Source organism: Actinomadura sp. 3N407, from assembly GCF_052245875.1.
Classification (GTDB): Bacteria; Actinomycetota; Actinomycetes; order Streptosporangiales; family Streptosporangiaceae; genus Spirillospora.
Genome location: NZ_JBQQBP010000033.1, coordinates 26836 through 53258, shown reverse-complemented (window position 1 = coordinate 53258; position 26423 = coordinate 26836). Strand labels below are relative to the sequence as shown.

Annotated in this window: 26 protein-coding genes and 3 pseudogenes; 20 read left to right on the top strand and 9 right to left on the bottom strand. The window is 66.8% G+C overall.

Going from position 1 to position 26423, the window contains the following annotated elements:
- Positions 1-1273: 1273 nt before the first annotated feature.
- On the bottom strand, positions 1274-1459 hold the full coding sequence (locus tag ACTWPP_RS42495; RefSeq protein WP_443110148.1) for a hypothetical protein: 186 nt from the start codon (positions 1457-1459) through the stop codon (positions 1274-1276).
- A gap of 299 nt (positions 1460-1758) precedes the next feature.
- Here ACTWPP_RS42495 and ACTWPP_RS42490 point away from each other — a divergent pair, with 299 nt between their 5' ends.
- Positions 1759-2901: a hypothetical protein gene (locus ACTWPP_RS42490; RefSeq protein WP_443110147.1), complete on the top strand. Its 1143-nt coding sequence runs from the start codon at positions 1759-1761 to the stop codon at positions 2899-2901.
- 56 nt (positions 2902-2957) lie between these two features.
- Here the strand turns inward: ACTWPP_RS42490 and ACTWPP_RS42485 are convergent, their stop codons facing one another.
- Positions 2958-3758 carry a sugar phosphate isomerase/epimerase family protein gene (locus ACTWPP_RS42485; protein ID WP_443110146.1) on the bottom strand — a complete coding sequence of 267 codons (801 nt, stop codon included), beginning with the start codon at positions 3756-3758 and terminating at the stop codon, positions 2958-2960.
- Between the two features lie 279 nt (positions 3759-4037).
- On the opposite strand from ACTWPP_RS42485, the gene ACTWPP_RS42480 reads away from it, so the two are divergent.
- From ACTWPP_RS42480 to ACTWPP_RS42450, 7 genes are all read left to right on the top strand, one after another.
- Entirely contained in the window at positions 4038-6293 is a 2256-nt protein-coding gene (locus tag ACTWPP_RS42480) for a protein kinase domain-containing protein (protein ID WP_443110145.1), read from the top strand.
- 49 nt (positions 6294-6342) lie between these two features.
- A complete protein-coding gene (locus ACTWPP_RS42475) occupies positions 6343-7068 on the top strand; it encodes a hypothetical protein (protein WP_443110144.1) in 726 nt (241 codons plus the stop codon).
- A gap of 360 nt (positions 7069-7428) precedes the next feature.
- Complete coding sequence (locus ACTWPP_RS42470; RefSeq protein WP_443110143.1) at positions 7429-7803, top strand: hypothetical protein; 375 nt, start codon at positions 7429-7431, stop codon at positions 7801-7803.
- 69 nt (positions 7804-7872) lie between these two features.
- Positions 7873-8058: a hypothetical protein gene (locus ACTWPP_RS42465; RefSeq protein WP_443110142.1), complete on the top strand. Its 186-nt coding sequence runs from the start codon at positions 7873-7875 to the stop codon at positions 8056-8058.
- Between the two features lie 404 nt (positions 8059-8462).
- Positions 8463-8588, top strand: coding sequence for a hypothetical protein (locus ACTWPP_RS42460; RefSeq protein ID WP_443110141.1), 126 nt, complete (start codon positions 8463-8465; stop codon positions 8586-8588).
- Positions 8589-8590: 2 nt separating this feature from the next.
- The gene (locus tag ACTWPP_RS42455; RefSeq protein ID WP_443110140.1) at positions 8591-8731 is read left to right on the top strand and encodes a hypothetical protein; all 141 of its coding nucleotides are present in this window, start codon (positions 8591-8593) and stop codon (positions 8729-8731) included.
- Positions 8732-8956 (top strand): IS3 family transposase, encoded by a 225-nt coding sequence (locus tag ACTWPP_RS42450; RefSeq protein WP_443110151.1) that lies wholly within the window; start codon positions 8732-8734, stop codon positions 8954-8956.
- A 473-nt stretch (positions 8957-9429) separates the two neighbouring features.
- Here the strand turns inward: ACTWPP_RS42450 and ACTWPP_RS42445 are convergent, their stop codons facing one another.
- Positions 9430-10998, bottom strand: a complete 1569-nt coding sequence (locus tag ACTWPP_RS42445; protein WP_443110139.1) for an MFS transporter — start codon at positions 10996-10998, stop codon at positions 9430-9432.
- A 489-nt stretch (positions 10999-11487) separates the two neighbouring features.
- Complete coding sequence (locus ACTWPP_RS42440) at positions 11488-12381, bottom strand: polysaccharide deacetylase family protein (protein WP_443110138.1); 894 nt, start codon at positions 12379-12381, stop codon at positions 11488-11490.
- A 113-nt stretch (positions 12382-12494) separates the two neighbouring features.
- On the opposite strand from ACTWPP_RS42440, the gene ACTWPP_RS42435 reads away from it, so the two are divergent.
- Positions 12495-13406: a LysR family transcriptional regulator gene (locus ACTWPP_RS42435; RefSeq protein ID WP_443110137.1), complete on the top strand. Its 912-nt coding sequence runs from the start codon at positions 12495-12497 to the stop codon at positions 13404-13406.
- A 153-nt stretch (positions 13407-13559) separates the two neighbouring features.
- On the opposite strand, the pseudogene ACTWPP_RS42430 reads toward ACTWPP_RS42435, so the two are convergent.
- Together ACTWPP_RS42430 and ACTWPP_RS42425 are read right to left on the bottom strand one after the other, a co-directional pair.
- Positions 13560-13987 (bottom strand): annotated as a pseudogene (locus ACTWPP_RS42430) (recombinase family protein).
- Positions 13988-14046: 59 nt separating this feature from the next.
- Positions 14047-14218: pseudogene (locus ACTWPP_RS42425) on the bottom strand (IS5/IS1182 family transposase); the annotation flags it as partial.
- Here ACTWPP_RS42425 and ACTWPP_RS42420 point away from each other — a divergent pair.
- Positions 14215-14678, top strand: a pseudogene (locus tag ACTWPP_RS42420) (transposase); the annotation flags it as partial. The pseudogenes ACTWPP_RS42425 and ACTWPP_RS42420 sit on opposite strands and share 4 nt — an antisense overlap.
- Positions 14679-14760: 82 nt before the next feature.
- Here ACTWPP_RS42420 and ACTWPP_RS42415 read toward each other — a convergent pair.
- The gene (locus ACTWPP_RS42415) at positions 14761-15384 is read right to left on the bottom strand and encodes a PadR family transcriptional regulator (RefSeq protein ID WP_443110136.1); all 624 of its coding nucleotides are present in this window, start codon (positions 15382-15384) and stop codon (positions 14761-14763) included.
- Positions 15385-15575: 191 nt separating this feature from the next.
- On the opposite strand from ACTWPP_RS42415, the gene ACTWPP_RS42410 reads away from it, so the two are divergent.
- The 6 genes from ACTWPP_RS42410 to ACTWPP_RS42385 all read left to right on the top strand — a co-directional run bounded on the left by ACTWPP_RS42410 (position 15576) and on the right by ACTWPP_RS42385 (position 20744).
- Positions 15576-16274 carry a cupin domain-containing protein gene (locus ACTWPP_RS42410; protein WP_443110135.1) on the top strand — a complete coding sequence of 233 codons (699 nt, stop codon included), beginning with the start codon at positions 15576-15578 and terminating at the stop codon, positions 16272-16274.
- 4 nt (positions 16275-16278) lie between these two features.
- Positions 16279-16989, top strand: a complete 711-nt coding sequence (locus ACTWPP_RS42405) for a dienelactone hydrolase family protein (protein ID WP_443110134.1) — start codon at positions 16279-16281, stop codon at positions 16987-16989.
- Positions 16986-17318 carry a Rieske (2Fe-2S) protein gene (locus ACTWPP_RS42400; RefSeq protein WP_443110133.1) on the top strand — a complete coding sequence of 111 codons (333 nt, stop codon included), beginning with the start codon at positions 16986-16988 and terminating at the stop codon, positions 17316-17318. The genes ACTWPP_RS42405 and ACTWPP_RS42400 overlap by 4 nt, the downstream gene beginning before the upstream one ends.
- Positions 17315-18388 carry a mandelate racemase/muconate lactonizing enzyme family protein gene (locus ACTWPP_RS42395; RefSeq protein WP_443110132.1) on the top strand — a complete coding sequence of 358 codons (1074 nt, stop codon included), beginning with the start codon at positions 17315-17317 and terminating at the stop codon, positions 18386-18388. The genes ACTWPP_RS42400 and ACTWPP_RS42395 overlap by 4 nt, the downstream gene beginning before the upstream one ends.
- Positions 18389-18403: 15 nt before the next feature.
- Positions 18404-19297, top strand: a complete 894-nt coding sequence (locus ACTWPP_RS42390; RefSeq protein ID WP_443110131.1) for a fumarylacetoacetate hydrolase family protein — start codon at positions 18404-18406, stop codon at positions 19295-19297.
- 142 nt (positions 19298-19439) lie between these two features.
- Positions 19440-20744 carry an MFS transporter gene (locus ACTWPP_RS42385; RefSeq protein WP_443110130.1) on the top strand — a complete coding sequence of 435 codons (1305 nt, stop codon included), beginning with the start codon at positions 19440-19442 and terminating at the stop codon, positions 20742-20744.
- On the opposite strand, the gene ACTWPP_RS42380 is transcribed toward ACTWPP_RS42385, so the two are convergent.
- A complete protein-coding gene (locus ACTWPP_RS42380) occupies positions 20666-20860 on the bottom strand; it encodes a WHG domain-containing protein (protein WP_443110150.1) in 195 nt (64 codons plus the stop codon). The genes ACTWPP_RS42385 and ACTWPP_RS42380 overlap by 79 nt on opposite strands.
- Positions 20861-21047: 187 nt before the next feature.
- Positions 21048-21701, bottom strand: coding sequence for a TetR/AcrR family transcriptional regulator (locus ACTWPP_RS42375; protein WP_443110129.1), 654 nt, complete (start codon positions 21699-21701; stop codon positions 21048-21050).
- A gap of 140 nt (positions 21702-21841) precedes the next feature.
- On the opposite strand from ACTWPP_RS42375, the gene ACTWPP_RS42370 reads away from it, so the two are divergent.
- From ACTWPP_RS42370 to speB, 4 genes are all read left to right on the top strand, one after another.
- Complete coding sequence (locus ACTWPP_RS42370; protein WP_443110128.1) at positions 21842-22201, top strand: cupin domain-containing protein; 360 nt, start codon at positions 21842-21844, stop codon at positions 22199-22201.
- 101 nt (positions 22202-22302) lie between these two features.
- Positions 22303-23742: an APC family permease gene (locus ACTWPP_RS42365; RefSeq protein WP_443110127.1), complete on the top strand. Its 1440-nt coding sequence runs from the start codon at positions 22303-22305 to the stop codon at positions 23740-23742.
- Positions 23743-23759: 17 nt separating this feature from the next.
- Positions 23760-25403 (top strand): N,N-dimethylformamidase beta subunit family domain-containing protein, encoded by a 1644-nt coding sequence (locus ACTWPP_RS42360; protein ID WP_443110126.1) that lies wholly within the window; start codon positions 23760-23762, stop codon positions 25401-25403.
- A 68-nt stretch (positions 25404-25471) separates the two neighbouring features.
- The gene (speB, locus tag ACTWPP_RS42355; RefSeq protein ID WP_443110125.1) at positions 25472-26422 is read left to right on the top strand and encodes an agmatinase; all 951 of its coding nucleotides are present in this window, start codon (positions 25472-25474) and stop codon (positions 26420-26422) included.
- The last annotated feature ends 1 nt before the right edge of the window (position 26423 follow it).

Here is a 26423-nt window from a genome sequence, read left to right as displayed (position 1 = left end):
TCTTGACCCCGGACGCCACCCCGGCACGCCCGCAAACCCGCCCGGGACCGACAGGAAAACGGACTCAACACAACAACAACCACCCAGGCCACCACTTGACCGGCCCCACTCCTTCAGGGATGACCTGCGCTTATGTGTGGTGGGCGATACTGGGATTGAACCAGTGGCCTCTACCGTGTCAAGGTCGTCCCGATCACCCGTCAACCTGCACATTGTCGAGATGTCGCAGTCGGGGCGGTCGTTGACGCCGTTCGACGCCCGTTCAGGACGGTTCAGGAACCCCGCGTGCTCCCGCCGCTCCCCGCTCCGGGCGGGGCGGGTTCTGGATCGGAGAGTGGCACCGCTACTGGAGCAAACTCGAGTGTTGCCAGTACCGCCAATGTGCCGAGTACGGCGTTGCTGAAGGGCCTCGTTCCCGATATTTGACAGCCGCCTGTGTTTCCTCCTGGCGCTCACGTGTGCAGACCACGAGCGATCGATCGGCAGAGGCGCCGATCGATCGCATTGAAGACGACCAGAGCAATGCTTGTGTTTGGCTATTTGTCGCACAACTCTCACCTGGAGGGATCATTTCTCGGCAAGCGCAGTGTGCCCGACCTTGCCGGCCGAAGCGGGTGACGGGCGCCCGACCGTCGGCTTGGGTGTCGGGCTGCTCGGATTTACGACCATCGGATTAGAAGCCCGATTTCGCGACATACGAGCAAACAACGAGCGAACAAGCGCGGCCGTGACCCGCCCTGTGGGATGGAGGGTTCCAGTGTGGTCTCTCCCGGCCTGCCCCGATCTTCCTCAACCTGAGGTGCTGAAGCAGTGCCGGCGTCCTACAGCGTGGTGGCCAACATCGGCCCTACCTGAAAATTTTTGGCCCAGCAGAGGTGACGGCGGGGTCGTGCCTGAGAACCTGAACGCAGCAAGCAGGCTCACGGTCAAGTAGGCAAGTCGGAACAGCCACAGCCCGCCATCATCCCGCGGCGACGAAGCAGGGGTACTGCTGGCTGTGCTGGCTGCAAGCCGCCCTGCAAGTCAAACCGACGGCCGGACATGGAGCCGTCCTGTATGAGCTGCGAGGCCAGCAGTTCTTCTTCGGTATGCATCGCTCCGCCAGGCCGGTCCGCTGCTGGGTAAACAAGGACGGAGACGACCACAGGCCAAGCAAGGTGGTCGGAGAGGGGAGAGAACGCCTCACAGTCACACGCACCAAGATCTTCCGCAGGAGCGACGCTGTGTGATCGATTCACAACAAGTGGATCGGAACCGCTTTCCATGGCTGCTGTCACCCCACGCTCGTCTCGGTGAACGTCTCATCCTTGCGGAGATACGGCAGGACGATGAGCGCCTGCTGACCGGGGCTGAGTAGCCGCCACCTCGGCCCGATCGCCTTGCGTCGTCGGCGGACCAGCCCGGCGACGTAGTTCGGCGTTGAACGCGACAGATTAAGGACGGCACGGTAGAACAGCACGCAGAGGCCTCCGGTTCAGGCGACGTGATGTGGTGATCAACCCGTCTACCAGGGGGCCTCTCTGCGTCACGGCCCCAACCACCATCGCGATCACGCTGCAACCAGCCGCCAGCCACCGCTAGTAGATGAAGAGGGCTCAATGGGCTCGATCCGATCAGGTGTCTGAACATACGAAGACATCAGCACCTCAGCGGAATCCCCCGACGAGGATCGGCATGCCGCGTGACCTGCACGTATAGGGTCTTCGGCATCCGCAGATCTGCACACGACCATGATGCCCTCGTGTTGGCAATCGGAGTGTGCGCGAGACCGTCGTGATCGACGTAGGCCGGAGGTGTACGGGGGCGTCTGCCGGGGAATTGGTAACCGGACCAGAGAAGCCGACCTACAACCTCTTGCTGGGGGCATCCATGCCGATGGTTTCCGATTTCATCAGCTTCGGAACTGGAATCCTGGCAGGACTGCTCACCAACGTCCTATGGGATCAGCGACGACCGCTACGCAACCGCATGGTTGGCCGAAGGCGGCTTAACATCTGGCCGTTAGGCTTCGATCCTAGCTCGGTAGACCTCTACCCAATCAACACCTGGTCGGTCAGCCGTCAACTCTCACCACACCGTCTAAAAATGAAAATAGCTGACGGTCGCCCAACGCAAGAGTTCTTTGACCAGCGCATTTGGGAGCAACTCGCGGAAGGTCTCACTGAGCATAGCGGATCGTGCGCCTACCTTGTCGCGTTCGACATCGACCACAGGGAGAGCGCTGCTGGTGAGCAGTTCGGCTACACCGTGTTCCCCTGTGGTTATCACGAGCATCTTGCAACAGTGGAGTATCTCAAGCGCCACCCCGAAACGCAGACCCTGATACGAAACCGACTCGCCGACGGAGAAGTCTCCACCGTGACCACCGCCTCTCCGCCCGGGCTCATCAAAATCAACGTAACCGTGCTGAACGCGCAGAACAACTTTCTTGCGTTGCAGCGATCGGGTGCGGTGCATACGAAGAAGGGCCTCTGGACGACCGGCCCGAACGAGACCATGCATTACGAGGACAACTGGACTCCCGGGAGCAGGCCTGAGGACCTATTCGGGCTCGCCGAACGGTGCCTTCGAGAGGAACTCGGTCTGGAACGGCCTGACTATGGCAAGGTGCACATCTCCTGGATCGGATACGAGGCCACGACGCTCTCGACCAAGGTGTTCTCGCACGTGACGACGCGGCTCTCGTACCCGGAATTTACCGAACGGTTGACCTCCGCGCACAGTCTGTACGAAATACAGAACGCGGCTTGGCTCCCCTTCACCCGGCGCTACATCGAAGACATTATGGCCGGTTGGCGGACGGGAGACCAATCGAGCCGGCGATGGTCGTCCAGCGCCCCTCTTGCATTGCAGGAGCAATGGAGGTTCCGGGAACTTCTGAACGCCGAACTCTCAATTTGAGATCGACTCGACGCTCACTCAGCCGCGAACAACACCTGTTCGACTCCTGATGACGCCTAATCGAGCGACTCGCCCACAGCCTTGATGAGGACGTCCCACGAATCCACGGTGTCTTGGATGCCAATCGTCTCCAGACTGAGAAAGCGGTCGTAACCAACGCCCTCACAGGTGCCGATGAACGACTTCAGTTCGAGTTGCCCAGCACCGAGCCTGAGGTGCGCCGGGCCGCCCTCGACGGCGTCGTGAAGGTGGATGTCGAGGATGGCATCCGCGTGGTCGCTCAGGAACACGGCGAACCGCTCACCGCTCTGGATGGCGTGCCCGACGTCGAGTGTAAACCGAATGTCCGGCACCCGGTCCACCATCCGGGCCATCTCATCAAGGGAAGCTACGCCGTTGACCATCAGGCTGCCCCGCCTGTTAAACATGTTCTCTAGGGCGACGCTCACGTCCGTACCAACCTGGCTTCGGATCGCCGAGTACGCCTGGGCGGTCCGGTCGAGCACCAGCTCCCGCTCGTCGAAGACCTTGACCTGCCCCGAATGAACGGTGACCACGTCGGCCCCGAGGCGGCGGGCAACATCGCAGACCTCGACAATCCGATCGACGCTGATGGTGGTCAACTCGGACCATCCACTGGAGATCGACAGGTGTAGGAACGGCGCGTGCACGATGATGCGCTTCCGACCTATCAGGGCGCACAGGTCATCGACCGCTGATTCGGCACCGGGGCACCACTCCAGCCAGACCTCCAGATGAGTGAGCCGCTCCAGACCACGCAACGCATCGATCTGTTTCTGCCAATCATCTGGATCGTAACTTGTAACATGAAGAAAAGCACCCAGAGAAGCCCTCAACGCTACCCCCAGCAGCCCAATCGGTCGAAATATACTACCGCGACCACGGAGTTGCCTTCAATCTTCCACGCATGATCGTTGGTATCCCACAGCACATGGGGGCGAAGCCTGGCGATCATCTCAAGATCCAGAACGCGACAGCAGTCAGCTGCGCGGGCATAACGATCACCACACCCGCTTTGAACTGGCCTCCCACAGTCGGGATGGCCGGTTGCGGCATCTCTTCCACGTGGGGTGACCGGTGGGATTCTTGATGTTGTAGGGTGATCTGATTCCCGCATGCTGGGCGGAGAGCACATGGACTTGTCTTCGATCATCGACGGCTGGCAACTAGCCAGAGAGCTTGGCCGCGGCGATTTCGCCACCATTTACCAGGCGCGTTCCGGCGATCAGACAGCCGCGCTCAAGCTGTGCACTGCCGCCCACCAAGCAGCGGCGGAAAGATTGGAAATAGAAGCCAGGGTACTGCGGTCGCTCGACCATCCGAATATTCCCCAATACATTGGGAACGGCATGTTTGAGGGGCGACCATATTTGCTAATGAGATTGGCTCAGGGCGCTTCCATAAAAAATCACATTGGAGACAATCAGAAGGCTGGCAGGCTCTATGGAGACCTCGAAACACTTCGCCTAATGGAGCACCTTCTCCAAGCATTGCAGCATGTTCATTCTAAGGGCTTAGTGCACCGGGACCTCAAGGACGCTAACGTATTACACGCCCCGGATCCATCCTCTCTCAGGCTCATAGATTTCGGATTCTGCAAGGAATCTGGAATGTCGAAAATTCGTTCGGATGATTCGTTCTGGCGCGCTGGTTCCGCAAGGTTCAGTCCCCCAGAAAAGCTGCGGAACCCGGCAAGGGCACTCGCCTCTCATGACGTCTTCGCAGTCGGGGTGCTCTCATACCGAATGCTCACCGGGCGTTATCCGTGGTTTGTGAACAAGGACGACGCGGCGCATGAACTACGCAAAGAACAACTGACCGAACCGCTGGTCCCGGTCGACGAGATCAATTCCTATGTTTTGCCCGCGGTGTCTATGTGGGTGAGCGGCCTGCTCGTGCAGGACGATGCCAAGCGCCCGAACGCGCAGACTGCTCTCGAGAACGCGCAGGAGATACTGCGGAACGCCGGCCCCAGTGCCGAAGCCGCACGGTTTGTGAAGCGGACTCGGTATCCCAACGTCATCCGCGACGCCGTGCACGGGGATGTATGGCTCACCGACTACGAGTACCGCATCCTCGCCACACCGCAGATGCAGCGCCTGCAGCACATCAAGCAGCTCGGTCTCACCGACCTGGTATACCCGGGTGCGACGCATTCCAGGCTCAGTCATTCGATCGGATGCGTCGCACGCGTGGAGCAAATGCTGCGAACTCTTGAGGACCGCAGCGGAGTGCGCGTCGACCAGGATTTGCGAATGGCGGCGCGGCTCTATGCGCTCACTCACGATGTGCTACACATCCCATTCGGGCATACCCTCGAAGATGAACTCCAGTTCTTCATCCGCCATGACAAGAACCCGGACCGGCGGGAACGCCTGATCGACAATCCCAACTCCGAGATGGGAAACGCACTGCGTGATAGTGACGTCGGGCGGGCACTGATCCCCTACCTCGCCGGGAACGAGACGACCGCCGACCGCATCGTGTTCGCGGACCTGGTCTCCGGGGCGTTCGGTGCCGATGTTTTGGACTACATTGACCGGGATGCCCATCACTGCGGCCTCGACAACCGCATCGACAGCGCGATTTTCCGGCAATTCCGGCTCTATTCACTCAACGAGCCCAGCGACCGTCGTCTCGTCTCACTCATCGGCGGGAAGTACGGCCTCCGAGTCGATCGGGAATTTGCAGTCGAAACGGTTCTCAAAGAACGATACGCGATGTTCCTTAAAGTCTACACTCACGGAACCAAGGCCGCCGCTTCGGCATTACTCGGCAAGGCCCTTTCTTTCACCCTAGCCAACAAGTCCCGTCGTCGTCCATTCCGGGAAGAGGTTATCGAGTTGCTGCGCGATGACGCGCTTATCGATCGCCTCCAGCAGTACACCACCACACCTGAGGTCAGCGAACTAGCTGACCGCCTCGGCGCACGCCAACTCCCCCGCGCTGTCTACCGTGGCGAGATGCTGTCCAGCACGGAACGAAACACTGACCACTACAGCAATCGGCGGTCGTGGCTGTCTGATCAGGGGCTCGGCAGACCGTTGGAACGACTTGAAGTGGAGGCGGAGATGGCTCGTGCGATCGGCGTACACCCAAAACAAGTGATCGTGTACTGCCCACCCAAAGCGCCAGGATACCAACAGGTGGAGCATTGGGTGACAAGGTCGCAGAACACCGCGCCCTCACAGCAAGGTAAAGCTTTCAGTGACGAGGTGGCGCGTCGGCATCTGGGCCTCTGGGAGTTCTGGACCTTCGCCAACGGCATCGCAGACACCGACAAACGGGATAAACTCGCCGATATTTCGCAGAGCAGGTTTGGGATGGTTAACATGATTGAAACAGACAGGCTACAGGGGCGGCTTTTCTGATGCCACTTCCCCTGTAGACTAAGATGGCATGAGGACTACGCAAGCAGTCGTGGCGATCGGCGGCAAGGCAGGTCGGCTGCGCGCCGGTGGAGTTAATGTCAGGGTTTCTAAGTCATTTCTGCAGATTGCAGACAAGTACCTGCTCTACTGGTGTCTTGAATCGCTTCACACGGCCGGTGTTCGGAATGTCATCCTCTGTGCCGACGATGCTGCACAGCAGTGCGAAGCCGCCATCCTGATCAAAGATCTTCCATTTAGCTTCGACCACATCGAGATCTTCAGCGACGACGGGCTGGGTGTCCATGGCCTCCCTTTCTACGTGCGCGAACATCTGGGGGACCGGTTCATTTTCGAATGTGGGCACAATATTACCCGGCCGGAGCACTACCATGCCATGGACGAATTAAAGGGTCCGGACGACCCACATGTCGTGTTCACCGCAGTGAGGACCCATCCCGACAACCGGCGATTCCCGCTCAGCCGTGTTGATGGTGACCCATGCAGAGAAAGCAACGCCGACCACATTGCCTTCGCCCATCCATTAATTCTGGACCAAACCTACGCCAATCTCCTTCCCCTCCACCGACACAATTTTGTGCGCATGGTCCAACTTTACGCTAGGGCTGAACAGCTTCGTTACCTGGTCAGCGAGATGCCGCCCGAGTTCGACATCGTTCCGGAGTTCGAAATTTCGAGGCGAGTCTATGAGAACTGGCTGACAAACCCGCTGGTAACTGGCCCCGGCAGGACGCAACTGACAGCAGAGCATGCGTGAACTCACGCTTGACATGCGCGGCGTTGCACACCAGCACATTGGTGAGCGACCGAACTCCGGCAGTGCTTAGAACACCGGCACCGTGTGGCGCTCGAGTATTGGGTCGTGTGGAGCTTGTAACTGCTGAGGAAACACCCCCACGATGTTCGGAGTCCATCGTGGTCCGCGAGGCACTGCTTCCCGTTTGGCAGTGCCAGCGGGAACCGGCGCGCTACCGGTCTCTCGGCGGAGGTGAGTGTCTGGGACGGTTCCGTTGTTCGTCCGGCTGCTGCTCGTGGCTGTACCGTTCGGATACTCGGTTTCGCGCTCTGAGCTGGGATTCTGCTGCGGCACCATGGCAATCAGTGTGACCATCTCGAGGTGTTGTTGTCGGTGCTGTACCGGGTGGTCCGGGGCTTGGTCGGACTGCTGGTGATGCTGGTCCGGTCTGATCTGTTCAAGGACGTCGAGTTGCTGGTGCTCCGTCACGAGAACCAGGCGCTGCGCCGTCAGGTCGCAGGTCGGCCGCGCAGGGGTCATGGCGACCGGCTCTGGTTTGCGGCGTTGTCCCGGCTGGTCCCGCGCCGGCGGTGGGCCGAACTCTTCCCACTTGTTCCGGCGACGATCCTGCGCTGGCACCGTGACCTCGTCGCCCGTAAGTGGACCTTCACCGACCGGCGGCGTCCAGGTCGCCCTTCGGCAGGTGCGGCGGTCAGAACGCTGATCCTGCAGATGGCGCGGGAGAACCCGACGTAGGGGCACCGGCGGATCCAGGCGAGTTGGCCCGGCTCGGGTACACGATCGCCGCGTCGACGGTGTGGGAAAATGCTGCACGCGGCCGGTGTCGATCCCGCGCCTCGCCGGGCCGGGCCGACGTGGCGGCAGCTCCTGGCCGCTCAAGCGCATGCGATTATCGCGTGCGACTTCCTGGTGGAGACGGTCCTGCTCAGGCGGCTGTATATGCTGGTGTTCATCGAGCACGGCACCGCAGAGTACATCTGCCCGGGGTGACCGCGCAGCTGACCGGGGCGTGGGCGGTGCAGCAGGCCCGCAACCTGGCCATGGAGTTTGGGGGATCGGATCGGCGCGCTGCGGTTTTGATCCACGACCGTGATCCGGTTTCACCGCCGCGTTCGATGAGGTGTGCAAAGCCGAAGGGTTCCACCCTGGAGTCCACCGGGTTCGGTGAAGTCCTTCAAGCCAGTCATGACCTTGGCTGGCAGGGAGGAGAATCACCGCGATGGCAGCACAACGCAAGTGCCCCCAGGAGCCTCGGGACCGGGCTGTCCGGCTGGCGCTGGAGTCCGACCGTCCCTCGCCCAGGTCGCGGCCGATCTGGGCATCCACCGCGAATCCCTGCGCACCTGGGTGCGGCAGGCGCAAGCCGACGCGGGCCGGCGCCGAGCAGCCCACCAGTGCCGAGCGGCGAGGAGCTCAAGCGGCTGCGCAAGGAGAACGACGAACCCAAGCGCGCCAACGAGATATTGAAGGTCGCCAGTGCGCTTTTCGCCGCCGAGCTCGGCCGGCGCCGGACGAAGTAGTCGTGGTGGTCGATCACCTGCGTGACCACTTCGGGGTCGAGCCGGTGTGCCGGGTCCTGGACCTGTGCCCGGGCACCTACTACGGCCGCAAACGCCGACCACCGTCAGCCCGCGCTCAACGCGATGCGGTGCTGATCGAGTAGATCAAGGACGTCCATCAGGCCAGTTACGGCACCTACCGCGTGCACAAGCAGCTGCGCCGCCAAGGGGTGCAGGTCGCCCGGTGCACGGTGGAACGGCTGATGCGTGCCCATGGTCTGCAGGGCCTTCACCGCCGGGACCGGCAGCGCAACACCACCCCCGACGAGACGGCGCCGCAGCCGCCGGACCTGGTCCACCGGCGGTTCACCGCGGAGAAGCTTGCATGAGGTGCCAGGGGCCGAGGTGCAACGCTCGCGGACTCCGCTCATACACCTCATCCTGGTTCGCCGGGACGGAGCGCTCTGCCGCGCGAAGCTCGGGTGCGGCGGTGTGAACGACGTGCGCCGCCCTCCCCAGGAGGGTGAGGCCGGGGGTGTCCCTGTGGCATTCGCCAAGTGCTGGGGCTATGGCCTGTCGTAGATGGTGACGGGGGATGCCGGGTTCGGTGAGTTGGCTGATGATGAGGGGTTCGATGCGTTCCCATCGTCCGCCGGCCAGGCCGCAGCCGATACGGGGCATGTGGACAGTCGCATTGAGTTTCGGCGGCTTGTGCGGCCAGCCGGCGGTCTCCTGCAGCGTCTCGTGTGGTCTCCTGCAGATCGCTCCGGGCCCGCCTGGTTCCTGAGGGTCTCGTTCGGTGTCTGTGGTCGAGCGGGTGGCGATGACCGGTCCGGCTGGTCATCGCCACCCGTTGGCTGGGTCACGCGGTCTCGGTGAGGTGTTCCCCGTCACTCAAGGTGAGCGCGCCTTCGGGGCGTGGGGGCGGCTCCGCCGCCTGGGTGGCCAGGTCGCCGGTGGGGCGAACCCGGCGCAGGGTGAGCATGGCGAGGATGGTGACGGCGGCGGTGAGGGCGGCGCCGGCGGTGGCGGCGGTGGCGAGTCCGGTGGTGAACGCCTCCTGCGCGGTGGTCAGCAGTGCGCCGTCGGTGCCCGCGGCGGCGGCTCCGGCGAGGGTGTCGCGGACGGCGGCGGGTGCGTCGGCGGGGATCTGGTCGCGGTAGGCGGCGGTGCCGAGGCTGCCGAGTCCCGCCACGCCCAGCGCCACGCCCAGTTCGGTGCTGGTCTCGCCCAGCGCCGAGGCGGCGCCTGCCTTCTCGGGCGGTGCGGAGCCCACGACGAGGTCGGTGCCCAGGGCGGTGGTGGGGCCGGTACCGGTGTACACCAGGATGAATCCGGCGACCAGCAGCGGCAGTCCGGCCTCGGTCTCCACCTGGGTCAGCAGCACGTAGCCGAGCGTGGAGATCGCCAGGGCGGCGCCGATGACGTGGGCCGGGCGGACGCGGCGGGCGATGATCGGGGCCACCAGGGACGAGATGATCAACGCGGCTGCGGCGGGCAGCAGCCACAGTCCCGCCTGCAGCGGGGACAGGCCCTGCACTAGCTGCAGGTACTGGGTGATGAACAGGTAGACGCCTCCGACCATTCCGGTGCTGACGAGTAGGCTCACCAGTGCCCCGGAGAAGGCGCGGTCGGTGAACAGGCTCACGTCCAGCAACGGGTCGGCCAGCCGTCGCTGCCGCTGGACGAACACCACGCCGGCCACGATTCCGATGCCGATCGTGAGCATGGGCAGCAGGCCGGGGCCGTGCTTGGGCAGTTCTTTGATGCCGTAGGTGATGGCGAGCATCGTCGCCAGCGACAGTGCCACGCTGGCCAGGTCGGGCCGTCCGGCCTTGGTGTCGCGGAACTCCGGCAGCAGGAACGGTCCGGCCGCCAGCAGCAGGGCCATGACCGGGACGCCCAGCAGGAACACCGAACCCCACCAAAAGTGGTCGAGGAGGGCGCCGCCGGCCACCGGACCGATGGCGATGCCCGCCGAGAACATCGTCGCCCATATCCCGATGGCCAGCCCGCGCTGCCGTGCGTCGCGGAACATGGTGCTGATGAGCGACAGCGTGGAGGGCATCAGCGTCGCGCCCGCGATCCCCAGCAGCGTCCGCGCCGCGATCAGCGCTTCGGGAGAGGAGGCGTAGGCGGCGACCGCCGACGCGGTGCCGAAGGCGGCGGCGCCGCCCAGCAGCAGCCGGCGGCGGCCGATCCGGTCGCCCAGGGTTCCCATCGTCACCAGGAATCCGGCGATCATGAAGCCGTAGATGTCGATGATCCACAGCGTTTGGGTGCTGCTGGGCCGTAGGTCGGCGCTCAGCTCAGGCACGGCCAGGTGCAGCACGGTGATGTCCAGGGACAGCAGCAGAGTGGGAAGGGCCAGAACCGCCAGGCCGATCCACTCCTTGAGCCCGGCGCGGTGCCGGATGTCGGTAGCGGTCATGAGATGGCAGAGCTCCTAGATCGGTCGTTCGCATGGCTGAAAGCTTGGCTGCTTCGGAACGGCTGAGGAGCCGCTGACGGAGGCGGCGGCGCCCCGCCGCCATCGGCCGTCAGCATCGGCGGCGACAGCGGGATGACCAGGTCGACGCCCTGGCGTGGAGCGGCCCTTGAAGCACTGCGGCGATCCATGCCCGCGACCGTCGGTGCCCGGGCAGGTAGCCCGTGAGGGCTCAACGCGTCACCAGGCGCGGCATGACACTGCACGTCGGTCTGCCGGGACGCCGCCCGAGCCTGATGCCCGGCGGTCCGCGACAGATCGGTCACCCTGTGGTCGGTGGAACCTGTCGCAGCCAACACCGAGATCGGTTGATTGGTCATGGCCGGCACGAGGGCTTTCATCCAGCTCCCCTGTTCCAGTTCGCCCGTGGCCGATCAGGGCGGAAACCCTGGACCAGCCGGTTTCGTTCCGCATCGCGGTCGGCGCGTCATGTCATCGCTCCGGAGCAGGGTTCACCTGACATCGCGGGTGGGCATGGGCGTAGTGGTCGGCGATGTCGTCGCTGGTGGTCAGCCAGGCGTCGGGTTGTGCGGCGAGGTAGGCCAGCGCCTGGTCCAGGTACTTGGCGCGGAACGGCTGGCCGATCACGAACGGGTGCAGGGCCAGGGCCATCACCCGTCCGCTGTGGGCGGAGTCGGCAAGCAGCTGTTCGTACTGGTCCTTGACGATCTGCACGAACTCCGGCCCGGTGACGCCTTTGCCGAACAGGCCGAGGTCGTTGAGCTCGACGGTGTACGGGACGCTGAGCATCCCTGGCACTTTCAGGTGGTAGGGCTGATCGTCGTTGGTCCAGTCCAGCACGTAGCCCAGGCCGAGCTCGGACAGCAGCGCCGGGGTATTGAACGTCTCGGTCAGCCCCGGCCCCAGCCAGCCGCGTGGCCGGCGGCCGGTGGCCCCCGCGATGGTGTCGACGACGCCGGTCAGGACGGCGCGCTCCTCCTCGGGGGTCATGCCGGTGTGGAGGGCCGAGTTGGTGCGCCCGTGCGCGAGCCAGGCCCAGTTCCGCTCCAGACCGGCCTTGATGATCTGCGGATAGTGATGGACGGCGTCGGAGTTCAGCAGTGCGCTCGCCCGTACTCCGCGCCGGTCGAGAATCTCGATGACGCGCCAGATACCCACGCGCGGTCCGTAGTCGCGCCAGCCGTAGTTGAGCGGATCCGGCACCAGGTCCGCGGTGCCGGGCCAGATGCTGGTGGACGGGCGGTCGATCAGGAAGTGCTCGATGTTCAGCCCGACATAGACGGCGACCTCCGCGCCGGCAGGCCAGCTGACCTGGGGGCGTTCGATGATCGGCACGTAGTTGAAGAGTTCGTTGACCGATGGCATAGCCCCCATGTTGACCAAACGGACGGGCCGGAACGAGAGCGAAATGTTCTACGATTGGTGCGCTAGACTCACCAATCGGGCGAAGGCGAGCGGGGGGCCGGGTCGGGACGGCGATGGAGCGGCACGAGATCGAGGCGTTCCTTGCCGTGGCCGAGGAGCTGCACTTCCGGCGCGCAACCGAGCGTTTGGAGCTGAGCCAGGGCAGAGTCAGCCAGATCATCAAGGCGCTTGAACGCCGCTTGGGCGTGACGCTGTTCGATCGCAGCAGCCGCCGGGTCGCTCTGACGCCCGCCGGGCAGCGGCTCCAGGAAGGCCTGGCCCCGGCCTACCGGCAGATCCAGGAGACGGTGGCGCAGGCCGTCGCCGTCGGTAAGGGCGTCACCGGAACGTTGCGCGTCGGCTTCTCCTCGCAGTGGGCCAGCGACATGGTGCTCAAGACCGCCGAGGTGTTCCGCCGCTCATACCCCGGCTGCACGGTCGAGGTCCAAGAGGTGCAGCTCACCGACACCTTCGGCCCGCTACGCGCGGGCACGCTGGACCTCCAGCTCACCGAGTTCCCCGTTGACGAACCGGACCTGATCGCCGGGCCGGTGATCTTCTCCGAGCCGCGCGCCCTTCTGGTGCCCGAGGGACATCCGTTCGCTCGGTCCGGCTCGGTTTGCATGGAGGACCTGGCCGGGGCCCCGATGATCGTCATGTCGGGCACCAGCCCGCGGTACTGGCACGAGAGCATCTACCCTCGTCAGACGCCGCAGGGCCGGCCGATCACCCATGGCGCCGTCGCCGCCTACTGGATGGAAGTGCTGGCACTGGTCGCCTCCGGCCGGGGCGTGTCACCCGCCGCACTGCGCGCCGCCCGGTACCACGCCCGTCCCGGCATCGCCTTCGTACCGCTCCGCGACGCGCCACCCCTTGAGTACGGCCTGATCTGGCCCCGCGACCGCCGCACCGCGCGAGTACGAGCATTCGTCGAAACCCTCTGCCAGACCGCCCCCGCCCAAGGCGACCAAGGACCAGCCCCGTGAGCTGAACGCTCCGCCCCCGCCACACCGCTCAGCTGCGTCGACCACCTCGTCATACTTGACGGAGCCGTTCCCGCGTACGCTGCGCGCCTTACGATATTCGACAGGTCCACGCCCCTCGCCTCGAGGACGGCCGGGTCCGCAGTAAATCGGGGTTTACTGGCTGTCGCGGCACGGTGGTGTCTTTGTCGAGATGCCCGTAGATGGTGGAGCGGGGACACCGAACAGGTCGGCGATCTGCCGGACCGTCTTGGTGCGGGCGTCGTACAGCTCTTGCGCCAGCGCGGCCTGCTCGGCCGCCAGTCGCGGTCGGCGGCCGCCGACCCGTCCGCGGGACCGCGCGGAGGCGAGCCCGTCGAGGGTGTTGGCGACGATGAGCTCGCGCTGCAACTCGGCCAGGACCGACAGCATCCCGAACATAGCGCGGCCCTCGACGGTGGCGGTGTCGATGCCCTGCTCGATCACGTGCAGGCCGATCATCCGCGCTCGAAGGTCCGCGCCGAGGATGATCAGGTGCTGCACGACCGCGAAAGCCGGTCCAGCCGGGTCACCTTGAAGGTGTCGCCTTCGCGCAGCAGTTTCAAAACGAGGTCGAGTTGGGGGAGGGAGGCCTTCGCCCCGGACGCTTTGTCGATGTGGATATTGTCCCGGACGACTCCGGCAACACGTTGGTGGAGGTCTTCATGCTCTGGGTATCGACCACTGCGGCGCTCGGCTCGGCCTTCTTTGACGCGGGCCAGACCGGTCAACTCATATCCGAGCTGGGCGAAAATCCTCTCGTCCCGCCAGGCCGCGTAGTCGGCGTAGACGGCCCCTGAACAGCCAAGGAACCGACGCCAAGAAGATCGTAGGCCGCAAGCGAGGAATCGTCATCGACGCACTCGGCCTGATCCTCGCACTGATCGTCACCACAGCGAGCCAGTCGGACAACGCCATCGGAATACAGCTACTCGGCCAGGCCAAGAACACCTACCCACCATCACCAAGACCTGGGTCGATACCGGCTTCGAAAACGCAGCCGTCGAACGCGGAGCCACGCTCGGCATTGACGTCGAAGTCGTTCACGGAAACACCCAGACCCGCGGCTTTCACGTCGTCAAACGCCGCTGGGTCGTCGAAAGAAGCCTGGGCTGGCTCGTGCTCCACCGCCGCCTGACCCGGGACTACGAGACCTTGCCCGCCAGCTCTGGAGCCGTGATTCACATCGCGGCGATCGACAACCTCACCAAGCGCATAACCGACGAAACCACGCCCACCTGGCGAGGCACCTATTAGGGCATACAGAACAATCGGCTCAAATCAAACGCCCTCTCAGAGTGAGCGGTATCCCAAGCGGAAATCCAACCCTCGGGTCGACTCACTCGCGTAGATCCGCCCGGAGGTCAGGCTCCTCGGCCTCGGCGGCCTCCAGTTCGTCGATCAGTTTCAGGCCGCGGCGGGCCCACGCTATCTCGTTGTCGGCGTGGGCCACCTGACCTTCCAGGGCCAGTTCCTTGAAGGCGAGGATGCGGCTGTGCATCTCCGGTGGGGTGCCTTCGAGTCTGCGTCTGAGCAGGGGGAAACGGGCCGTCTTGATCGTATCGAGCAGCGTGCTCCACTGGTGGCGGCGCAGGGTGTAGTGGTCCAGATGCTGGGTCAGCAACGCGCGGGCCTCCGACAACCCGGCCAGTTCCCCGTAGGTGATCTGCAGCCGGTGGACGTCGCGCTGGGGCGGATAGGGGATCGGGGTGCTCACCCATGTCCGCAGCGCCTCCCGCCCCTTCGCGGTGATCTTGTACTGCCGCTTGGCGGCGCGCTCGCCGCGGGGGACCGTCTTCGCCCGCACCAGCCCGTCCCTCTCCATGCGCCGCAGTTCAGGGTAGATCTGGCTGTCGGAGGCGGCCCACATGAGCCCGACGGTGTCATCGAAGTAGCGAACAAGCTCGTACCCGGTCATCGGCTGCGCCGAGAGAAGGGCGAGAGCCGCGTAGCGCAGTGACACAAGTCCCTCGCTGTCGTGATGGACGGTGCCCTCAACATACCGCCCTCCCGGGCGTCGCCCTCAACATACCGCCCTCCCGGGCGTCCGGTTCGCGAGATGGGTCTTGACAGCCGAAGACGAAAGTGACCTACTTCAATAAGCACTTACCTAAAGAGTGAGTGACATGCAGGCGAATCCGGAGGTGGGAAGGCATGACCACGGACACTCAGGGCCGGGACGAGAACGGGGCCGGGACGGTGGGCGCGGCCGGAAAGGCGACCAGCATCGAGGAGTACCGGGAGTTGCTCACGACCATGCCCTCGGTCCGCGAGACCAACGAGGCGGCCTCGGTGCTGACCGCCGACGACTACTTCCAGGTCGTGCGCAAGCAGGACACCCGGCCGGCCTTCTGGAAGTTCCAGGACGTGCGGGAGACCCTCGACCGGCTCGCCGAGGAGCCGCTGCGCGAGGCCGAGCGGCGGTTCTGCACGACCGTCAACGCCGACACCGGAGAACTGGTCGGCGCGTCACCGTTCATCTTCATCGGGTGGCAGCTCGTCCACCCGGGCGAGGAGGTCCCGCCGCACCGGCACAACTCGGTGGCGATCTACCACATCCTCGAGGGCAGCGGGTACACGGCCGTCCAGTCCACGGGCCAGACCTGGGCCAAGTACCACTGGGAGAAGGGAGACACCCTCGCCTGCCCGGCCTGGGCCTACCACGCGCATTACGCGGAGGGCGACGAGGACACCCTGATGTACGTCGTCCAGGACATGCCGATGCTGGCGGCGAGCCGGACCCTCTTCTGGGAGGAGCCGCTCGGCCAGGAGAACATCCGGCACATGGTCATGGGCACCAGTCCCTCGTGGAGCGTCACCCGCAAGGACGGCGCCGACCGGGCGAAGGGCTGAGGACATGCGGCACGACATCCGGTTCGGTGACGGCGCCGGGGGCGTCCTCGTCGGCGCTGAGGGCACGCGGCGGCCGGCGGTGCTCCTCACCACCGCCATCGCCGGGATCAACGACTACGTGCTGCGCCAGGCGGACCGCCTCGCCGGGGACGGCCACACCTGCCTGGTCCTCGACTACTACGCCAGGCAGGGCGGCCGGGCGCCGGATCTGAGCAGCCCGGAGAAGATCATGGCGGCGGTCGCGGCACTGCCGGACCCCACGGTGATCGAGGACATGACGGCCGCCGTCCGGTGGCTGGAGGACGAGACCGGCGCGAACCGGATCGGCGCCGTGGGGTTCTGCATCGGCGGCACGTACTCCCTGCTGGCCGCCTCGCAGGTGCCCGGGCTGCGCTGCGCGGTCGCGTTCTACGGGATGCTCCGGTACGCGGCGGCGACCGACGCCAAGCCGGTCTCGCCTCTGGACGCCGCGGAGAAGGCGGCGTGCCCGGTGCTCGGGCACTTCGGCGAAACCGATCACCTGGTGCCCGTCGCCGACGCCGCCGAGCTCGCCGATCGGCTGCGCGGCAGGCCGGCGGAGATCTACACCTATCCGGGGGCCGGGCACGCCTTCCACGAGGACTTCCGGCCGGAGGTGTACCGGCCGGTGGCCGCCACGACCGCCTGGGCGCGCACCGGGGAGTACCTCTCCCGCTACCTGCGGGAGCCGGAATGACCGACGTGGACTGGGTTCGGCTCGCCCCGTCGACCGCGCTGCCCCGAGGCTCCGCCGTCAACGTCGACATCGACGGCGAGCAGGTGGCGCTCTTCCACGGCGACCGCGGCTTCCACGCGCTCGCCGACGCGTGCCCGCACATGGGAGGGCCGCTGAGCGAAAGCGAGATCCATGACGGGGCCGTGGAGTGCCCCTGGCACGGCTGGCGATACGACCTGGCGACCGGCGACCGGCGGGACCGGCCCGGCCAGCCCGCCCGCATGTACCCCGTCAGGGTGCGGGACGGCTGGCTGACCCTGGGGCTGCCCGCCCGGGAGGAGCCATCATGAAGATCGACAGGGTGGCGGCACGCCACGTCGCGGTGCCGCTGGGCGCCGCGCGCGGCGGCTCCGGCGCGACGAGCCTCCAGGTGCTGCACGTCACCGTGCACGATGTCGGCGGGGAGGCGGGCACCGGGTTCACCTACGCGCTCACCGGCGGCATCGAGGGCGCCCACGCCATCGTCGACGGCCTGTTCGGTCCGCGCATCAACGGAACAGATCCCCTCCAATGGGACAGCCTCTGGCACGAGCTGTCCGCGGCCACGCACCGGCTCGGCGGGGGCGTGGCCGTGGCGGCGCTGTCGGCCCTGGACATCGCCGTCTGGGACCTGCGCGCCCGCGCCGCCGGGCTCCCCCTCCACCGCTTCCTCGGCGCCCAGCGGGAGTCCGTCCCCATCTACGGCAGCGGCCGCGCCACCCATCAGATGAGCGACGAGGAACTCGTCGCCGGGGCGCTGTCCTACGTCGAGGAGGGGTACCGCGCGGTCAAGCTGCGGGCCGGCGCCCTCGGCGTCGCCCGGGACGTGGCCCGGGTGGCGGCGGTGCGCGAGGCCGTGGGGCCCGGCGTGCAGATCATGGTCGACTGCAACGAGCGGCTGGACCTGGCGCAGGCCCAGCGGCTCGGGCAGCGGCTGAACGACCTCGACGTCGTCTGGCTGGAGGAGCCGCTGCCGTCCCACGACGTCGCTTCGCACGCGCTGCTGGCGGCGCGCTGCCCGGTGCCGATCGCAGCGGGAGAGCACCTGCAGGGACGGTTCGCGGTCAAGCAGTACCTCGACCGGGGCGCCGCGTCGGTCCTCATGCCCGACGCGTCGCTCACCGGGGGGATCAGCGAATGGAACCGGATCGCCGTCCTCGCCGAGGCGTCCGGTGCGGCGGTCAGCCCGCACTTCCTGCCGGAACTGCACGTCCATCTGGCCGCGGCGGCGCGGGCGGCCACCTGGGTCGAGCACTTCCCCCTGCTCGACGACCTGCTGCTGGAGACCCTCACCCCGTCCGGGGGCGCCGTCGCCCCGCCCGGCCGTCCCGGGCACGGCATGCGCTGGGCCCCGGACGCACTCGACCGCTATTCCGTCTGACCAGGTGGTACGACCATGAAACTGGCACTTTTCGACGATCATCGTCTCGGCGCGGTCGATCCGGCCGCGGCGACTGTCCGGGACGTCACCGAGGCGGTTCCGGGCGCGGGCGACCCCGATCCGCTCGGGGCGGGCTGGTGGGTACGGCTGTGCCGGGACCTCCCCACGCTGCGGCCGGCGCTGTCGGCGGCCGGGCGGGCGGCGGAGCCCCGCCCGCTCACCGCCGTCAAGCTGCGCGCCCCGGTGCTCAACCCCGGAAAGATCATCGCCTGCGCGTCCAACTACGCCGCGCACGTCGCCGAGATGCGCGACGCGGTGGCGCCGGAGCAAACATCGGGCACCGGAGCGTGGCTGCTGGACTTTGACGTCTTCCTGAAGGCGCCGAGCTCTGTCGCCGGCCCCGCCGACACGGTGCTCCTGCCCCGGGCGACCCTGGACGCCGGACGCGAGATCCACCACGAGAGCGAGCTGAGCCTCGTCATCGGCCGCGGCGGCAGGGACATCGCCGAGGAGGACGCGCTCGGGCACGTGTTCGGCTACCTCGTCGGCCTGGACATCACCGAGCGCGGCCAGGGCGACCGCTCGCGCCGCAAGAGCCATGACACCTTCACCCCGCTCGGCCCGTGGATCACGACGGCCGACGAGGTCGCCGACCCCCAGCGGCTGGAGATCGAGCTGCGGGTCGGGGACGACGTTCGGCAGCGCGTGACCACCGCCGATATGGTCACTCCGGTCGCGCGGATCATCGCGTACGCGTCAACGATCATGACCTTGGAGCCGGGAGACGTCATCATGACGGGGGCCCCGCCCGGCGTCGGACCGATCGGCCCCGGGGACACCGTCCGAGTCGAAATCGGCGGGCTGGGCGAGATGAAGCTCCCCGTCCGCGTCACCGGCGACCCCATCTGAGCGTCCGTGCCGTCCCCCGGCGACAGGGGGACGGCCGCATCACCGGCACCACGGCATCACGGCGGGCCGGCATCGGCCCGGGCTCCCATCCGTGACCCACCCCCGACCCCACCTCGAAAGTTCGCTGAGCTAGGAGCCCCTCATGCATCGTGCCTCCGTTTCCGCTCCAGACGATGACAACCTGCGAAAGAACAGCAGCAAGGCCGCCGTTCTCGTCACCGCGCTCTGCTGGCTGGCCGTCGTCGCCGACGGCTACGACCTCATCGTCTACGGCAGCGTGCTGCCCATGCTCGACGACGAGCCCGGATGGAACATCGGGGCCAAGGCCCTGAGCGTCATCGGAGCGCTCACCTTCCTCGGGATGCTGATCGGCGCGATCGCGATCGGCCTGCTGAGCGATCGCATCGGCCGGCGCATACCGATGCTGGGCTGTCTCGTCTGGTTCTCGCTCTGCATGATCGGATGCGCCCTGGCCACCTCTCCCGTCGAACTGGGGGCCGCGCGCTTCCTGGCCGGGCTGGGCCTCGGGGGGCTGCTTCCCACCGCGTCCGCCCTGCTGATGGAGTACGCGCCGCCCCGGCACCGGGTGCTGGTCTACGCACTGGCCATCTCGGGCATCCCGCTGGGAGGCGTGCTCGCGGCCCTCCTGTCCCTGCCCTTGCTGCCGGAACCCGGCTGGCGCGTTCTCTTCTGGATCGGGGCCGCCCCCCTGGTCCTCATCGTCCCGCTCGCCTGGCGCTACCTGCCGGAATCCATGCATTACCTGGTGAACAGCGGCCGCCCGGCCGAGGCCGCGGCGCTTTCCGCCCGGTTCGGCGTCCCGGTCCCGGCGGCGGCATCGACGAAAGGGGCGGTCGAGAACGCGACCTCTCTCTTCCGCGGCCGGAACCTCGCCGCGTCGCTCTGCTTCTGGGTCGCCACGTTCCTGGCCCTGCTCACCTGGTACGGCCTCGGCACCTGGCTGCCGGGGATCATGCGCGACGCCGGCTACGAACTCGGCTCCGCGATCAGGGCGCTGCTCGTCCTCAGCGTCGGAGGCACGGTCGGATCGTGGGCGATCGCCATGATGGGCGACCGGCTGGGGTACCGCAGGGTCGCCATCGGGTCCTTCCTCACCGCCGGAAGCGCCCTCCTCCTGCTCAGCATCCCGGCGAGCACCCCGGTGCTGTACCTGCTGCTGGGGCTCGCCGGCTCGGCCGCCGTCTCCACCCAGGTCCTCATCAACAGCTTGGTCTCCGTCTACTTCCCGCCCCAGCGGCGGGCAAGCGCTCTCGGCTGGTCGCTGGGAGTCGGCCGCACGGGCGCCATCGCCGGGCCGCTGGCCATCGGCGTGCTCATCGGCAGCGGCAAGCCCTACCAGTGGAACTTCTACCTCTTCGCGGCCTGCGCCCTCCTCGGAGCGGTCGCCATCATGCTGGTGCCCTCGCGCCCCGGCGAGCGCATCTGACAGCGACACGGCGCGACGTCCTCGGGGCGACGAGGACGTCGCGCGCCGATCGTCGCGGCGTACCGGCCGGGGTGCTCCAGGACGAAGGCGCGGAAGGCGCGTGCCGCGGCCGCCAGGGCGTCGCGGCCCGCGTACCCCCGGACCGCGCCGCCGACGGCGTCTGACGCGGTCCTCTACATCGACCGCACCGGCACCCCCGGCGCTACCTGCCGCACGACTGGCGGTACGACCTGGCGACCGGCGACCGGCGGGACCCCCCACCAAGATCATTTCCACGCTTGGAGAGATACCCCCCGCGGGTTTTCACGCTGTTCGAGTGCTCCACTGGCTGATCAGGTTTGCGCTGGCCTGTTGAATGTCGGGGAGCCGGGTGGGGTCGGCGAGGGTGGCGCGAAGGACGAAGTCCGCGACTTCGAGGGCGCGTACCTCCGGGGCAGGCGAGGGTGATGCGCCGCGTTCCCGCACTACCTCGAGCAGGAGGCCGGTGATGGCGTGGTGGGCGAAGCTCGGGTCGATGGGGTGGAGTTCTCGGCGTGCGATTCCCTGTTCGACCAGTGTGGCGGTGAGCTGGTGCATCTCGGCTCGCCGCGTTGCTTGGGTCGTCAGTTCGGGGAGTTCGAGGACGGCGTCGTTGTACAGGCCGCGGACGTCGTAGGGCAGTTGGAGGATGGCCGTGACGTCGGCGAGTAGGTAGGCGTGCAGGCGCGCTGCGGGGGATGCGTCCGCCGCGAGTGCTGTTCGGATGCGTTCCAGGGCGGGGAGCAGGTCTGCGTCGAGCAGTTCGGCGAGGATCTCGGATTTGCTGGCGAAGTGACGGTAGATGGTGGGTTGCCGTACTCCGACCGCGTCGGCGATGTCCCGGGTGGAGGTCCCGTGGTAGCCGCGCGCGGCGAAGAGCCGTGAGGCCTCAATGAGGGCCCGGTGACGGGTGACCCCGCCGGGTCCGCGCACTGCCATGGATCGTCCTTTCGCTGCTGAGCCACCGTATCGGGCCGGCGGAGGTAGCGCGTCCGTCAAATCTGGGACGAACTCTTGCCAACGTAAGCTATCGATCTATAGCTTTACGCCACTGCCTTCAGGCTGCGAGGAGAACGACCATGGCCATCGAAGAGATCCAGGTGCTCGCACCGGGATCGGGAACCCCGGTGGTTCCCGCCGCGAGCGACTACGTCGAGGTGATCGGGGGATGGAAGGAGGTCGAGCATCGAGCGCAGCTCTCGGATCAGGTCTCGGTGGCCGGCGCATGGGAGGGGGAACCCGGAGCCGTCCGGATCACGACATGGCCGTATGACGAGGTCTGCGTCATCCAGACCGGCCGAGTCGCGATCGAGGACCCGGGCGGCGGCCGCCGCGAGTTCGGTCCGGGTGAGGCGTTTGTGGTCCCGGCCGGGTTCGACGGCTGGTGGCGCACGCTCGAACCCACACGCAAGATCTTCGTCGGCATCTCGCCTCGGTGACCCTGCGGTCTTCGGGGGCAGGCCATCGGCCTGGTGAAGACCGCTTCCTCAGCTTCAGCCCCGGAGCCGCCGAGCGCGGCTCACAAGGAAAGGCCCCTACCTTGGACGTCGGACATCCTCCCGAGCATGAGTTGCGCCGCAACGCGGTCAGCGCTCGCCATCTCGTCTTCTTCGTCGTCGCCGCCGCGGCGCCGCTGACCGTCTCGGCGGGGTTCCTGCCGCTGGGATTCCTGGCCGGCGGAACCATGCTCCCGGTCGCCTTCCTGATCGCCGGCGTCTCCTATGCGCTCTTCTCGGTCGGGTTCACCGCAATGAGCCGCCATGTCACCGACGCGGGCGCTTTCGCCGCCTATATCGACAAGGGTCTCGGGCGGACGGCGGGCGCGGGAGCCGCGATGCTCGCTTGGACGGGCTATACGCTCGGGCAGATCGGCTTTGCGGCCGCGGCGGGCTTCTTCGCCTCGACGTTCCTGGAGACGTACCTGTCGGTGAGCGTGCCCTGGGGTCTGTGTGCCACCGTCATGGCGATCATCGTCACCGCGATCTCCTATGCCAAGGTCGACCTTGGTGCCCGTGTCGCCGCGGTCCTGCTGATCCTGGAGATCGGCATCCTCGCCGTTTTCGCGGTCGCAGTCTGGGTCCAGGGCGGCCCTGAAGGCGCACCCTGGTCGGCGTTCAACCCGGACAGCTGGCAGGCACCGGTCCTCGGCGGTACCTTCCTCGTCACCTTCCTGGTGTTCATCGGCTTTGAGCAGACCGCGGTCTACAGCGAGGAGGTCAAGGACGCCGGCCGTGCGGTGCGCAGGGCCACCTTCTGGGCCGTGGCCGTCCTGACGGTCGTCTATGTCGCGGCCGCGTTCACCATCCTCATGGCGATCGGGCCCACCCGGCTGATGGACGTGCTGAGCGGGGACCCATCGCGGGTCGTGTTCGACCTCAACACCTCCTTCGTCTCCTCGACCATGACCGATGTCATGCAGCTGCTGGTCATCACCAGCTTCGTCGCCGGGGTGATCGCGCTTCAGAACACCGGGTCGCGGTACCTGTTCTCCATGTCACGCCGTGGCCTGCTGCCCGCGGCTCTGTCCGGCACCAACCGGGCCGGTGCCCCGCGCGCCGCGGTCCTCTTCCAGGGCGGCCTGGTGACGGCCGCGCTGATCGTTTTCGGCTCCTCTTCGCTGGACCCCTACACGCAGGTCGTCATCTGGACCAACTCCCCGACCCTGTTCGCCGTCCTGGCGCTGCAGATAGGGACCAGCATCGCGGTGATCAGGTGGTTCGCCTCGCGGCCCGCGGAAGAGAGCGTCTGGTCCAGGCTCATCGCGCCCGCCCTAGCCCTGATCATTTTGACTACGGTCCTCTTCCTGGCCGTGGACAACATGAGCCTGCTCACCATGCTCGGCGGCACCGGCAACGCGCTCATCATCTCCCCGCTGCTGATCGCGTTCGTCTTTGGAGCGGTCCGCGGCCGCATGACGAAGGACCTCGCGCGGGAAGCCGAAGAAGACGCCGAGCCGTCCACGGCGACCGAAGCGTCCTGAAACAGATCGGAAGAACAATGAGTGATCAGCTGCCGACCGCCGTGCAGACGGCCGCCGATGACGGCGGCGCGGCACCGGCCCCGCGGTACGCCTGGTCCATTCCCGGCTTCGTGGTGGAACGGCCCGGGATGGGCGGGCCCGAGGCATGGTGCTACACCGACAAGTGGACCTACTCCCCGGGAGAGGAAGTCCGCGTCCACACCCACGCCAACACCGACCGGTACACGCTCACGCTGATTCGCGATGGGCTCCGCCCCGAGGTGGTCTGGTCCGCAACCGGCCTGCCCGGACAGGCCCACCCGACCCCGGACGACGCCTATGCCGTCGGCTGCGGCTGGCCGGTCGCACACACATTCACCGTCGACCAGGCGTGGAAGCCGGGCTTCTACATCCTCATCATCGGTGTCGAAACCGGCGGACGGCGCCATGAGCGCGAGCACTTCCTTGTCGTCAAGAATCCCGAGCCCGGCGCGCGGACCCCGTACGTGCTCGTACTGACGACGAGCACGATGACGGCGTACAACGACTGGGGCGGCGCCAATTCCTACCGCGGTCTCGGGGATGACCCATGGATCGACGTCGCCAGCCCCCGGCTCTCCACCCAGCGCCCGATCGCTCGCGGGATGATCCGCAAGCCCGACGACGCCCCGCGCAGCGCCAACCCCGATACCCCTCCGCGCGGCGCCCCGCCACGCCATCCCGCATACGAGTGGGCGCACGCGCACGGGTACTCGCGTCATCACGCCGACGCCTTCTGGTCCACCTACGAGCGGCCCTTCGCCCTGTGGGCCGAGGGAGAAGGCATCGAACTCGACATCCTCACCCAGCACGACATCCACCAGAATCCCGGCAGTCTGATGCCCTACGCCTGCGTCATCTTCGTCGGGCACGACGAATACTGGACCGCGGAGATGCGCGACACCGTGGACGCCTTCGTGGACGACGGCGGACACCTCGCACGGTTCGGCGGGAACTTCCTGTGGCAGGTCCGGCTCGAAGAGGACGACACCGTCCAGATCTGCCACAAGGTCCCGCACGACGATCCCCTGCACGAGGACGACCCCGCCATGGTGACGACCGCGTGGGACTGGCCGCCCATCGGGCGCCCCGGAGCACAGACAATGGGACTCACGGGGCTCGCGGGGGTCTACAGCCGCTACGGTTCGGCGATCTCCCGCGCCAGCGGCGGCTTCACCGTCTACCGCCCGCGTCACTGGGCCCTCGCCGACACCGACCTCGGCTACGGGGACCTCTTCGGCGGCGCACCCACCTGCATCGCCGCTTTCGAACTGGACGGCTGCGACTACACCTTCCGCCGCGGACTCCCGTTCCCGACCGGCGCCGACGGCACGCCGGAGAACCTGGAGATCATCGCCATGTGCCCGGCCGTATTCGGTGAAGAGGACCGGTGGCAAGGGCGAGTGCCGCTCGGCGCGCCGATCACCGAAGTGCAGGACATCCTCGGGCTCCTGTTCGACCCCCTGCCCGACCGTTTCGACGGCGAGGCCTACGGGTCCGGCATGGTCGCCGCCTTCACCCGAGGCAGGGGCGGTGTCTTCTGCGCCGGGACGACGGAATGGGTGAACGGGCTACGACTCAAGGACGAGTTCACCGAACAGATCACCCGCAACGTCCTGCGGCGCTACGCAGCACGCGGCTGAACCACACCGGCCCAAACAGACACGGCCGAACATCTGCCGACCCGAACGCCTCCCGTAGAAAGACGACGATGCATCCATTGGGACCGATCGACAGCTCCACCACCCCCCGCTATGCCGGCTTCGCCACCTTCGCCCGGCTGCCACGCCTGGACCAGGTCGAGCGCGCCGATATCGCGGTCGTCGGCGTCCCCTTCGACAGCGGTGTCTCCTACCGTCCCGGCGCCCGTTTCGGCCCCGCCCACGTGCGTGAGGCATCCAGGCTGCTGCGCCCCTACCATCCCGCCCTCGACATCTCCCCGTTCGAGGTCGCCCAGGTCACCGACGCAGGCGACATCGCGGTCAACCCGTTCCACATCGGTGAGGCGATCGACACCATCCAGAGCTCCGCGCTCGACCTCACCTCCGGCGGTACCCGGCTGGTGACCCTCGGCGGCGACCACACCATCGCATTGCCGCTGCTGCGCGCGGCCGCCGACCGGCACGGCCCCGTGGCACTCGTCCACTTCGACGCCCACCTGGACACCTGGGACACCTACTTCGGCGCCGAGTACACCCACGGAACCCCCTTCCGCCGGGCCGTCGAAGAAGGCGTCCTGGACACCGAGGCGCTCAGCCACGTCGGCATCCGCGGGCCGCTCTACGGCAAGAAGGACCTCCAAGACGACCGCCGCTTCGGCTTCGGCATCGTCACCTCCGCCGATGTCTTCCGCCAGGGCGTCGACGAAGTGGCCGACAGGCTCAGGACACGCGTCGGCGACCGGCCGGTCTACCTGTCCATCGACATCGACGTCCTCGATCCCGCGCACGCCCCCGGCACCGGCACCCCCGAGGCCGGCGGCCTCACCAGCCGTGAACTGCTGGAGATCCTGCGCGGCCTGGCCGGGCTCGACGTGGTCGGCGCCGACGTCGTCGAGGTCGCCCCGGCCTACGACCACGCCGAACTGACCGGCGTGGCCGCCTCCCACGTCGCCTACGACCTCGTCTCGCTCATGGCGGCAGGCCGCGGCGAAGGAGCCTGAC

Bases quoted from the DNA above. Each gene is read 5' to 3' on its own strand.
- ACTWPP_RS42480 (WP_443110145.1), top strand. From the start codon at position 4,038: ATGCTGGGCGGAGAGCACATGGACTTGTCTTCGATCATCGACGGCTGG.
- ACTWPP_RS42465 (WP_443110142.1), top strand. From the start codon at position 7,873: ATGCTGCACGCGGCCGGTGTCGATCCCGCGCCTCGCCGGGCCGGGCCG.
- ACTWPP_RS42445 (WP_443110139.1), bottom strand. From the start codon at position 10,998: ATGACCGCTACCGACATCCGGCACCGCGCCGGGCTCAAGGAGTGGATC.
- ACTWPP_RS42440 (WP_443110138.1), bottom strand. From the start codon at position 12,381: ATGCCATCGGTCAACGAACTCTTCAACTACGTGCCGATCATCGAACGC.
- ACTWPP_RS42435 (WP_443110137.1), top strand. From the start codon at position 12,495: ATGGAGCGGCACGAGATCGAGGCGTTCCTTGCCGTGGCCGAGGAGCTG.
- ACTWPP_RS42410 (WP_443110135.1), top strand. From the start codon at position 15,576: ATGACCACGGACACTCAGGGCCGGGACGAGAACGGGGCCGGGACGGTG.
- ACTWPP_RS42405 (WP_443110134.1), top strand. From the start codon at position 16,279: ATGCGGCACGACATCCGGTTCGGTGACGGCGCCGGGGGCGTCCTCGTC.
- ACTWPP_RS42400 (WP_443110133.1), top strand. From the start codon at position 16,986: ATGACCGACGTGGACTGGGTTCGGCTCGCCCCGTCGACCGCGCTGCCC.
- ACTWPP_RS42395 (WP_443110132.1), top strand. From the start codon at position 17,315: ATGAAGATCGACAGGGTGGCGGCACGCCACGTCGCGGTGCCGCTGGGC.
- ACTWPP_RS42390 (WP_443110131.1), top strand. From the start codon at position 18,404: ATGAAACTGGCACTTTTCGACGATCATCGTCTCGGCGCGGTCGATCCG.
- ACTWPP_RS42385 (WP_443110130.1), top strand. From the start codon at position 19,440: ATGCATCGTGCCTCCGTTTCCGCTCCAGACGATGACAACCTGCGAAAG.
- ACTWPP_RS42375 (WP_443110129.1), bottom strand. From the start codon at position 21,701: ATGGCAGTGCGCGGACCCGGCGGGGTCACCCGTCACCGGGCCCTCATT.
- ACTWPP_RS42370 (WP_443110128.1), top strand. From the start codon at position 21,842: ATGGCCATCGAAGAGATCCAGGTGCTCGCACCGGGATCGGGAACCCCG.
- ACTWPP_RS42360 (WP_443110126.1), top strand. From the start codon at position 23,760: ATGAGTGATCAGCTGCCGACCGCCGTGCAGACGGCCGCCGATGACGGC.
- speB (WP_443110125.1), top strand. From the start codon at position 25,472: ATGCATCCATTGGGACCGATCGACAGCTCCACCACCCCCCGCTATGCC.